Annotated in this window: 8 protein-coding genes; 6 read left to right on the top strand and 2 right to left on the bottom strand. The window is 57.9% G+C overall.

Annotation, left to right across the window (positions count from 1 at the left end):
- Positions 1–19: 19 nt before the first annotated feature.
- Both QZ869_RS20280 and QZ869_RS20285 read right to left on the bottom strand, forming a co-directional pair.
- Positions 20–742 carry a response regulator transcription factor gene (locus QZ869_RS20280; RefSeq protein ID WP_296015490.1) on the bottom strand — a complete coding sequence of 241 codons (723 nt, stop codon included), beginning with the start codon at positions 740–742 and terminating at the stop codon, positions 20–22.
- 1 nt (position 743) lies between these two features.
- Positions 744–1,979, bottom strand: a complete 1,236-nt coding sequence (locus QZ869_RS20285) for a GAF domain-containing sensor histidine kinase (protein ID WP_296106973.1) — start codon at positions 1,977–1,979, stop codon at positions 744–746.
- 294 nt (positions 1,980–2,273) lie between these two features.
- Between QZ869_RS20285 and QZ869_RS20290 the strand changes: the two genes are divergently transcribed.
- From QZ869_RS20290 to QZ869_RS20315, 6 genes are all read left to right on the top strand, one after another.
- On the top strand, positions 2,274–3,287 hold the full coding sequence (locus QZ869_RS20290) for an ABC transporter substrate-binding protein (protein WP_296035444.1): 1,014 nt from the start codon (positions 2,274–2,276) through the stop codon (positions 3,285–3,287).
- 93 nt (positions 3,288–3,380) lie between these two features.
- Positions 3,381–4,844, top strand: a complete 1,464-nt coding sequence (locus tag QZ869_RS20295; RefSeq protein WP_296106975.1) for an ATP-binding cassette domain-containing protein — start codon at positions 3,381–3,383, stop codon at positions 4,842–4,844.
- The gene (locus tag QZ869_RS20300; protein WP_296106977.1) at positions 4,841–5,782 is read left to right on the top strand and encodes an ABC transporter permease; all 942 of its coding nucleotides are present in this window, start codon (positions 4,841–4,843) and stop codon (positions 5,780–5,782) included. The genes QZ869_RS20295 and QZ869_RS20300 overlap by 4 nt, the downstream gene beginning before the upstream one ends.
- The gene (locus QZ869_RS20305) at positions 5,779–6,726 is read left to right on the top strand and encodes an ABC transporter permease (RefSeq protein WP_296035450.1); all 948 of its coding nucleotides are present in this window, start codon (positions 5,779–5,781) and stop codon (positions 6,724–6,726) included. Before QZ869_RS20300 ends, QZ869_RS20305 begins: the two co-directional genes overlap by 4 nt.
- Before the next feature lie 34 nt (positions 6,727–6,760).
- Entirely contained in the window at positions 6,761–7,681 is a 921-nt protein-coding gene (locus QZ869_RS20310) for an SMP-30/gluconolactonase/LRE family protein (RefSeq protein WP_296015480.1), read from the top strand.
- A 619-nt stretch (positions 7,682–8,300) separates the two neighbouring features.
- A partial coding sequence (locus QZ869_RS20315) for a methyl-accepting chemotaxis protein (protein WP_296106979.1) occupies positions 8,301–9,825 on the top strand: 1,525 nt, incomplete at its 3' end.

A 9,825-nucleotide genomic window follows, 5' to 3' on the forward strand; every position in this document is an offset into this window, starting at 1 on the left:
GATTGAAACCGGGCCTGTTTCATTTTCCGCCGTGCCATTCCGCCAATTCGCGCTCGGCTCTTTCCAGCGCACTGTAATTCAAAAGCTTGCGCAGATAGGCGATGGTGATGGCGCGGGTGCGCAGATTGTATCGTCCTTCCGCGTCGTCCTCGCCCGTCGATTGATGGACGTTCAGCTTCTCATAGAGGCTCTGAAGCCTGTTCTGCACGCTGCGCAGCGAGAGATTTCGGCGTTTTGCGATGGCCTTGTCAGTCAGACCCAGCGCCATGTCGATCAGAATTTCGTACTCCGTGTCGGAGAAGCCATGGGCTTTGCCAAGGCTCTTTTCCTGCAGGCCACGCACTTCGCGGTCAATCACGCATTGTGCTTCAATGAAAATGCTACGCAGCGCCAGTCGTAGGCGATCATCCGAGGCGGATTTCAGCACGTAGCCATAGGCAGCCCCTTCCGGCACGATGCGGGACACGCCGCGCACATAGGCCTCGTCTGAGTAGTTGGACCAGAAGAGAATTCGGGTATCCGGCCTTTCTTTCCAGATGGTGCGGGCGGCTTCGATGCCGTTCCGCTCGTTCATTTGCAGGTCCATGACGATATGAGCGGCACGATTCTCTCGTGCGAGCTTTTCACCCGCGCGACCATTTTCGGCCTCCAGCACGGTGCCGCATTCCGGCAACGCCGCCCTCACCGCTTCATTGAGATAGGCGCGATGCAGAACATCGTCCTCGATGATCAAAACATCCATGTCATGCCTCCTCGGGCTTGTCGGTGATCGCGGCAGGCAGCGTCAGAGTGATGCAGGTGCCTTTGCCCCGCGGGTTGGGGCCAAGATGAAAGCGAGCCGAGATTAGGCGCGCGCGTGTCTTCATATTGCCGATGCCAAGGCCGCCGCCGGTCGTCTTTTCACCACAACCACAGCCATCGTCTGACACCTTGACCAGCAATGCACCCTGGGCCGCTGACAGCACGACGTCGATCATCGAAGGCTGGGCATGGCGAATGGCATTGTTGACCGCTTCCTGCACGATACGCAAAAGCGACACCGCGACCGAATTATCCAGTTTCTCGACAAGCCCGTTGGTCATATCGGAGACGGACCAATCGATCGGCAGGCCGCTATCGCGCACCGACCGGTCGAGATAGGTTTCAATCGCCTGCACAAGGCCGAAGAGCTGCAGGATGGAGGGCTTGGCCTCTTCGATGATGCCGCGCAGATCCTGCATGCATTGTTGCAGGCTTCGCATCACCGGCTCCAGCATTTCTCCTGACACTTCCGTCGCGTGGCTCATGCGCTCGATCCGTCGCACCAGCCGTGTCAGATCCGCCAAGGTCTGGTCGTGTAGATCCATGCCGATCCGCTGACGCTCGGCTTCCAACGCCTCTGTGAGTTGGAGCGCCCCAAGACGCAAGCCTTCCTCACGGGCGTTGGCCCGTGCCTCTTCGATGGCGGAACGCTTTGCCTGCTCCGCTGCGCGGATCGCATAGAAATAGGGAGCCAGAAGGTCGGCGACAGCGCGGGCATTCGCCACATCGTCCATCGTATAGGCGTTGGACTGATGCGAAGAACAGCTGAGCGCGCCGATAATATCGCCATGCACCTTCATTGGCACGTGCAGACGGCTATGCAGATCAAGCTCATGGATCGGGCTGGAAAAAGCGCCCTCGAAATGGAAGCGTGGATCGGCGCAGGCGTCACCGCTCAAGAGATAATCGACATTGCCTGAAAGGACGGCGCGAATGGGGCTACCGGTCAGAAGCGCCGGCGGCTGACGGCTCCAGGCGCTGGCAAGACCGCTTTCGTAGGCGATGTGATATTTGTCATCCAGTTGCTTGATGCAGACATCCATATGGTCATGCGGAATGATGTGGCTGATCTCGGTCGCCACCGCCTGGATGATGGCGTTGAACTCGAGTTGCCCCGCCAAGAGCCGCGAGATGCCCATGTAATGGTGAAACAGCGCGCTTTTTGGTGTATCCAGCATGTGCCGACGCCCTCCCAAGCATCTCCCGTTGCAGGCGACGAGACGTCGGTAGCCTGCGACGGTCCATTCTGCGCCCAGCCGAGCCGTTCGTCTTGCGGGAACCCGCAAGCTTTGTGCGTTGATCCGCACGAAGATTGCCGTGATGCGCCTGTACAAGCCGGCTCTTCTTGGTCATTTTGGTTCTTACTGGGGAAAGGAGCTCCAGTGCAACGGAATTGCGTTTCCGCCGTGGGGAAGGTTTGCGGCGAAACATATTCCAGGCTCCGAAAGAGCAAGCCACAGGGAGGAAAATCAATGGCTTTTAGAAAGATGCTTCTCGCGTCGGCGGCTGTCCTATGCGCCGCGATGCCAATCACCGCTCACGCCGATACCTCGGCGAAGAAAATCGCGCTCTCCAACAATTATGCCGGCAACTCCTGGCGTCAGGCGATGCTGACGAGCTGGGACAAGATCACCAAGCAGGCCGTTGCCGACAAGCAGGTCGCTGCAGCCGACGCCTTCACTACTGCCGAAAACCAGGCAACGGAACAGGCAGCGCAAATCCAGAACCTCATCCTCCAGGGTTATGATGCGATCGTCATCAACGCCGCTTCTCCGACTGCACTAAACGGCGCGATCAAGGAAGCCTGTGATGCCGGCATCATCGTCGTGTCTTTCGATGGCATCGTGACCGAGCCTTGCGCCTGGCGCATCGCCGTGGATTTCAAGGCCATGGGTGAGAGCCAGATCGACTATCTGGCAAAGGCCATGCCGAAGGGCGGCAACCTTCTCGAAATCCGCGGTCTCGCCGGTGTGTCCGTCGATGACGAAATCCATGCAGGCATCGCAGCAGGCGTTGCCAAGAACCCACAATTCAAGATCGTCGGTTCCGTCAATGGCGATTGGGCGCAGGACGTCGCACAGCGCGCCGTCGCGGGTATTTTGCCAAGCCTCCCGGAAATCGCCGCTGTCGTAACGCAGGGCGGTGACGGTTACGGTGCGGCTCAGGCGTTTGCCGCCGCTAAGCGTCCGACCCCGACCATCATCATGGGCAACCGTGAAGATGAGTTGCAGTGGTGGAAGCAGCAGAAGGATGCCAGCGGCTACAAGACCATGTCGGTTTCGATTGCGCCCGGCGTATCGACACTCGCCTTCTGGGTGGCCCAGCAGATTCTCGACGGCAAGGATGTGAAGAAGGACTTGACCGTTCCCTTCCTTCGCATCGATCAGGATAATCTCGAAGAGAACCTGAAAAACACCCAGAAGGGTGGCGTTGCCAATGTGGATTACTCCCAGGCTGATGCGCAGAAGGTGATTGCCGCCAAGTAAGGCCGGCCTCACCTCCCATCCGCTGCGGTCGACTTGGTCGCCGCAGCGGCCATCTCTTATTTCCATCATTTTCAGATCGTTGGCGTTTTGCTCATGAATGACATCATCGAGACGGAAGAAGTCGTCGCCGCACGCGGCGTCAAGGTCGTCTTCGGCGCTGTAAAGGCGCTTGACGGTGCCGATCTCATCATCCGCGCAGGGGAATGTCTGGGCCTTGTCGGCCATAACGGCGCGGGTAAATCCACCATCGTCAATGTGATCAATGGTGGTCTATCCCCGCATGACGGCACGATTTCCTATGGCGGTGCGCCCGGTCGCCAGGGCATTGCGGCAGCGCGGGCCGGTGGCGTACGTTGCGTTTTCCAAGAATTGTCGCTCTGCCCTAATCTCACAATTGTCGAGAACGTGCGGATCATGCATCCCACGATGAAGGGCCACAATTGGCGCGGTCGTGCTTTGTCAGCCATTCAGAAGACCATCGACGACATCTTTCCGGGCCACGGCATCGATTGCGAAGCGACGATTTCAGAACTCTCCATCGCCGAACGCCAGATGGTCGAAATCGCCATCAATTTTTGCCGCACGCCGGAAGCGCCTCGGCTCGTCATTCTCGATGAACCGACCTCCTCGCTCGACGCGGGTCTTGCCGAACAACTCATGGCTTATGTACGCCGCTTCGTGCGCGAGGGCGGCTCGGTCTTGCTGATCTCCCATATTCTCGGCGAGATCCTCTCGACCGCGACCCGCATCGTGGTCATGAAGGATGGACGCGTCGTGGCAAACCGCGCGGCAAGCGACTTTACCACGCGGACGCTGGTCGAAGCCATGGGCAGCGTCGTGAAGGATCAGGATACGCACAGGAGTGCCCGCGCTCGGTCCAGTGAAAAAGTTCTCTCCATGGCGCCGCGCCGCGGCTCAGAGATCGCATTCGAGGCCTATCGCGGAGAAATCATCGGCCTTGCCGGTCTTGGCGGTCACGGCCAGACGGAAGCACTGCTTGATCTTTATCTGGCGAAAAACAGTAGCTGGCTACCAAGTCGCAAGGCAGACCTGGCCTTCGTGGCGGGAGACAGAAGCCTGAACGGCACCTTCTCGCTCTGGAGCATCCTCAAGAACCTTTCGATCGCATCGCTTCGGGATATCTCATCTGCCGGACTGGTCGATAGATTCAAGGAAAGCGAACTCGGTGCCAATTGGAAGAAACGGATTGAAATCCGCACACCCGACATGGGCAACAAGATCCTCTCCCTGTCCGGCGGCAACCAGCAGAAGGTACTCTTTGCCCGCGCATTGGCGACGACCGCCAGCACCGTGCTGATGGACGATCCGATGCGCGGCGTCGATATCGGCACCAAACAGGAGGTTTACGACATCTTGAGAACCGAAGCGGCACACGGCCGAACCTTTATTTGGTATTCGACGGAAATGGACGAAATTCGCTTGTGCGACCGTGTCTATGTCTTCCGCGATGGCGCCATCCAAGCAGAACTAGTTGGCGAAGAGATTACCGAACAGAATGTCCTGGCCGCATCCTTCTCAGACGAGGCGCACGCATGAAGACTTCCGCCAACACACTTCGCCTCGTCATTCCCGCCGCGTCGCTCGCCTTCCTGCTGATAGCCGTCTTCTACATGCAGCCGCGAGCCATGAGCTATACAGGCATGAACCTGCTGTTCAATCTGGCGGTACCGATCGCGCTGGCAACCATTGCGCAGATGCTGATCATGTCCGTCAACGATCTCGACCTATCGATGGGCACCTTTGTCAGTTTTTGTGCCTGCGTGACCGCAACGTTTCTTCAGGATTCCCCGATCATCGGCGTCGCAATCTTTGCCGCGGCGATTGCCGTCTACGCCGTGCTCGGGGCAATCATTCATCTGCGCGCCCTCCCCTCCATCGTCGTGACACTTGGAATGAGCTTTGCCTGGGGCGGCCTTGCGGTTCTGATCCTGCCCTCCCCCGGCGGACACGCGCCTGCCTTCGTGCGCGCCTTGATGACCGCCAAGCCTCCCTTCGTCCCAATCGCCATCATCGCCAGCATAGTGATTGCGGTCGTCGCCCATTACATCGTCATGCGATCCTCCTTCGGTGTGCTGATGCGCGGCGTTGGGGGCAATCTGCGCTCCGTCGAGCGGTCCGGCTGGTCGGTGGTCGGCATTCGTGCCGCAACCTTTGCTCTGGCGGGTTTCTTTGCCGTGCTGTCAGGCATTGCGCTCGTCGGGCTGACAACCTCGGCCGATGCCAATATCGCGCTTCGCTACACGCTTCTATCGATTGCAGGCGTCATTCTTGGCGGCGGCGAATTCGTCGGCGGGCGTGTGTCTCCCATCGGCGCGGTGATCGGTGCCTTGACGCTGACACTTGCGGGCTCATTCCTGTCCTTCATGCGTATTTCGCCGGACTGGCAGATCGGTGCGCAGGGCGCGATCCTCATCATCGTGCTCGCCTTGCGTCTTTTGCTCAACCGTCTTGAAAAGCGGGAGAAAATCCAATGAGCCGCCTCGCTGCCTTAGCCAAAAGACCTTGGATCTGGTCCTTCGCCGCAACCGTTGCGGTTTGGATCATCACTGTGATGTTTACTGGCGGCGCAAGCTCGTTCGGGCTGTCACACGCCGCTCTTACCTTCGCCGCTTTTTCGGTCATCGTCGGCATTGGACAGATGTTTGTCATCACGCTCGGTCCCGGCAATATCGATCTTTGCGTCCCCGCCACGATGACGCTATCCGGCACGCTTGCGCTGAAGTTCATGGATGTCTCCGACAGTCTCGTCCTGCCGGGTCTGCTGGTGGCCGTCCTGATCGGAATCGCGATAGGCATCGGTAACTACACATTGATCAAACTCCTGCGCATCCCGCCAATCATCGCGACGCTGTCCATGAGCTTCATCGTCCAATCGATCGCGATCTGGTCCAATCGCGGGCTGCGAATCAAGCCGCCCGAAACGCTGGCGAATTTCGCGATATCAAGCTCGTTCGGCATACCGAATGTCGCGCTCGTTGCGCTTCTCCTTTCGGTCGTCGCATGGGTACTGCTCGACAGGTCGTTCTACGGACGCTGGATATCGGCCATCGGTCAGAGCACTTTCGCTGCCCGCATGACCGGCATTCCCGTCGATGGCGCGCGCTGCATAACCTACATCTTCTGTTCCGTTCTGGCAGCGATCGCCGGATACCTTCTGGCAAGCTTTTCGGGCGGTGCGGCCCTTAATATGGGGTCGGAGTATCTTTTGATGTCGATCGCCGTCGTCGTCATCGGCGGCACGGCAGTTGCTGGAGGTGACTCCAACGTGCCGGGAATCTGGGGCGCATCGCTCTTCATGTTTCTCGTGGTGTCGATGCTGAACACCTATGGCTTCGGTGCCGGTGCGCGACTGATCCTCACTGGCCTCATTATCATCTCCGTGATTTTCCTGGCGAGCGGCCCAAAGGCCACGCGCTAAACGAAACCAACACCTCTCAGGCCGATTGACGCTCATGACCAAAGATCAAAGCTCCGTTTATGACATTCGCGACGACCGCTTCCGTCACCTGATCGTCGGCAACGCCGAACTTGAAGAACTCTATTCCGGCTGCCGCTGGAGCGAAGGCCCAGTCTGGTTTGCGGATCTCAATTGCCTGCTGTTCAGCGACATCCCCAACCAGCGCATTCTTCGCTGGGTGCCGGACGGCGGAATTTCCGTTTTTCGCCAGCCCTCCAATTTCGCCAATGGCAACACTCGCGACCGCCAGGGCCGGCTAATCTCCTGCGAACACGGGGGTCGCCGCGTGACCAGAACCGAAGTCGACGGCTCGATTACAGTGCTGGCCGACAGCTATAACGGCAAGCGATTGAACTCACCCAATGATGTGGTGGTCAAATCCGATGGCAGCATCTGGTTTACCGATCCCACCTACGGAATTCTCTCCGATTACGAGGGCTACAAGTCTCAACCTGAGCAGAAGACCCGGAATGTCTACAGGATTGATCCCACGTCCGGACAGGTCGAGATCGCCGTCGACGACTTCATGCAGCCGAATGGCCTGGCATTCTCCCCTGACGAAACGAAGCTCTATGTCGCCGACAGCTCCTATAGTCACGACGTTTCGCGCCCGCGCCATATCAGAGTGTTTGACGTGATTGATGGCGTAAGGCTGGCAAATGGACGAGAGTTCTGCAATCTTGACAGTGGCCTGCCCGACGGCTTCCGCCTCGACACGGCTGGCAACCTCTGGACCAGTGCCGGTGACGGTGTCCATTGTTTTTCGCCTGAAGGCACGTTGCTGGGCAAGATCAAGGTGCCGCAGACGGTGGCCAACGTGACATTTGGCGGTCCAAAGAAGAACCGGCTCTTCATCACGGCGACCAAATCGCTGTACTCCGTCTATCTCGCAACGACGGGTGCGCAAACGCCGTAACGCCGGACAGTAGCTTCGGGCTCTGAAACAGGGAATTCGTCGGAAAAATCATCGCTCCCAAACTCGAGGAGCGATCCTGAGACTCATGTCAACGATCGTTATCTGCCAAAAGTAGTAACGTTATTTTTACCATAGACCGATAGATTGATGCCAGACAAACGCTACCCTTGAATTTCTTCAGGGGTTGTCTTTCTCGCCCGCATGATGCGCCCGGGTCTCGTCTAAAGATGCCGTCTGATCCGATAGCGCGGACCATAAAGAATGGTCGATGCGGAGTTTCCAAGTCTCATGCGATGAGAAAATCAACCTGACCGACGCAGGCAGACTCACGACGTGTGCGCCTGTTGCTCATGCTGCCAACATGCCAATCAAGCGGCCATTCAGGGCTGTTTTGTAAGTACCCCCACTCCACTTCGATTGACCTGTCCCTCTGGCCTTAGCCGCTGGATGCAGGTTGACGAGCGCGGAGCCCACAACGACCCGCCCCCAAAGCGGTTATCAATAACCCACTCTTTATGCCGATCCTCACCATTTTAGTTTTCATCATCCTCTGTCCAAGCAATGGCTTGGCATTGATGTCTTCTCGACAATTACTACCTCGCGTTCAGGGACGTTTGATATGCGGTTCACCATCAAAGCAAAGCTGGCTCTCACCTTCGGTCTTCTCATTTTTATGTTAGCCGGCACTTCTGGATACGGCATCTATAGCCTCGGCATCGCCAGGGACGCGATGAACGAAGTGGTTGAAGGCACTGTTCCACGTCTCGACAAGGTGCATCAGATTAATGCCTTGTCGCTTGTGACAATCCGGGCGCAAAAAAACATGATCCTGGCGAAGTCGCCTGCCGAAGTGCTTCAGCACAAGAAAGTGGGAGATGAAAGCAAAGCGCATCTCACGGAGCTGTTGAATGAGATGGCTGCCACGGCGAGTCCTGAGACGCGTTCCTATTGGGCGGACTTGCAGTCGATCACCACAGCCTTCGACGCCAGCGACAATCGCGTGCGCGCGCTACTCGACGAAGGAAACACCGCTGCGGCCGAGGCTTACTCCGCCGGAGAAGGACGTAACGCCGCGAATGCCCTTACGAAGAAGCTCGATGAAGGTGTCCAGATGAATAGGACACGACTGCAGGAGTCCAAACAGATAGCGTCAGACGACTATGATCAGACGCGATTTATGCTGATTTCGTGCTCTATCGCAGCAATTCTCATCGCCGCCTTCACTGCCTTTTGGATTGCGATGGGTATCAGTTCGGGGTTGCGCAAGGTTATGACCGTGGCAGAAGCAATTGCTGTGGGCGACCTTGAGCGGGATGTCCAAATCCGTAGCAACGACGAGATCAAGGACCTTGTCGATCGGGTCAACACAATGACACGTAATCTGCGCGCGACGGCCGATGTTGCTGGCACGATTGCCGCTGGCGATCTTTCAAAGGACGTGAAGCCTCTTTCGGAAAAGGACACGCTTGGCATCGCAATGCTCGAAATGGTGACCAATCTGCGCGAGACAGCGAGCGTCGCGGACAAAATTTCGAACGGCGATCTGACGGTGACACCAAAGCCTCTGTCAGAACGGGACACGCTGGGAATTGCTCTTCAATCGATGGTCGAGCGCTTGCGCGGTGTCGTTGGCGATGCCTTGGCCGCAGCCGACAATGTGTCGTCCGGTAGCCAGGAACTGTCATCCTCTTCCGAACAGCTTTCGCAGGGCGCGACTGAACAGGCATCCTCCGCCGAAGAAGCCTCCGCCTCGATGGAAGAGATGGCCGCCAACATCAAGCAGAACGCAGATAACGCTGCACAGACCGAGAAGATCGCGCGTCAGTCGTCCAAGGATGCCGAAGCCAGTGGCGAAGCTGTGGGCCGTGCCGTCGTTGCAATGCGCACGATTGCGCAAAAGATATCCATCGTTCAGGAAATCGCCCGTCAGACCGATCTTCTGGCACTCAATGCCGCTGTGGAAGCCGCGCGCGCCGGTGAACACGGCAAGGGCTTTGCCGTCGTCGCCTCCGAAGTTCGTAAGCTTGCAGAACGCAGCCAGGCGGCAGCAGCCGAAATCTCCTCCCTCTCCGGTGAAACCGTTCAGGTCGCAACCGAAGCTGGTGAGATGCTGAACCGTCTGGTTCCTGATATCCGCAAGACCG

Source organism: uncultured Agrobacterium sp. (assembly GCF_913777885.1).
Lineage (GTDB): Bacteria > Pseudomonadota > Alphaproteobacteria > Rhizobiales > Rhizobiaceae > Agrobacterium.

What these genes read in the sequence shown, in the direction of transcription:
- QZ869_RS20280 (WP_296015490.1), bottom strand. Translation starts at nt 742, where the DNA reads ATGGATGTTTTGATCATCGAGGACGATGTTCTGCATCGCGCCTATCTC.
- QZ869_RS20285 (WP_296106973.1), bottom strand. Translation starts at nt 1,979, where the DNA reads ATGCTGGATACACCAAAAAGCGCGCTGTTTCACCATTACATGGGCATC.
- QZ869_RS20290 (WP_296035444.1), top strand. Translation starts at nt 2,274, where the DNA reads ATGGCTTTTAGAAAGATGCTTCTCGCGTCGGCGGCTGTCCTATGCGCC.
- QZ869_RS20295 (WP_296106975.1), top strand. Translation starts at nt 3,381, where the DNA reads ATGAATGACATCATCGAGACGGAAGAAGTCGTCGCCGCACGCGGCGTC.
- QZ869_RS20300 (WP_296106977.1), top strand. Translation starts at nt 4,841, where the DNA reads ATGAAGACTTCCGCCAACACACTTCGCCTCGTCATTCCCGCCGCGTCG.
- QZ869_RS20305 (WP_296035450.1), top strand. Translation starts at nt 5,779, where the DNA reads ATGAGCCGCCTCGCTGCCTTAGCCAAAAGACCTTGGATCTGGTCCTTC.
- QZ869_RS20310 (WP_296015480.1), top strand. Translation starts at nt 6,761, where the DNA reads ATGACCAAAGATCAAAGCTCCGTTTATGACATTCGCGACGACCGCTTC.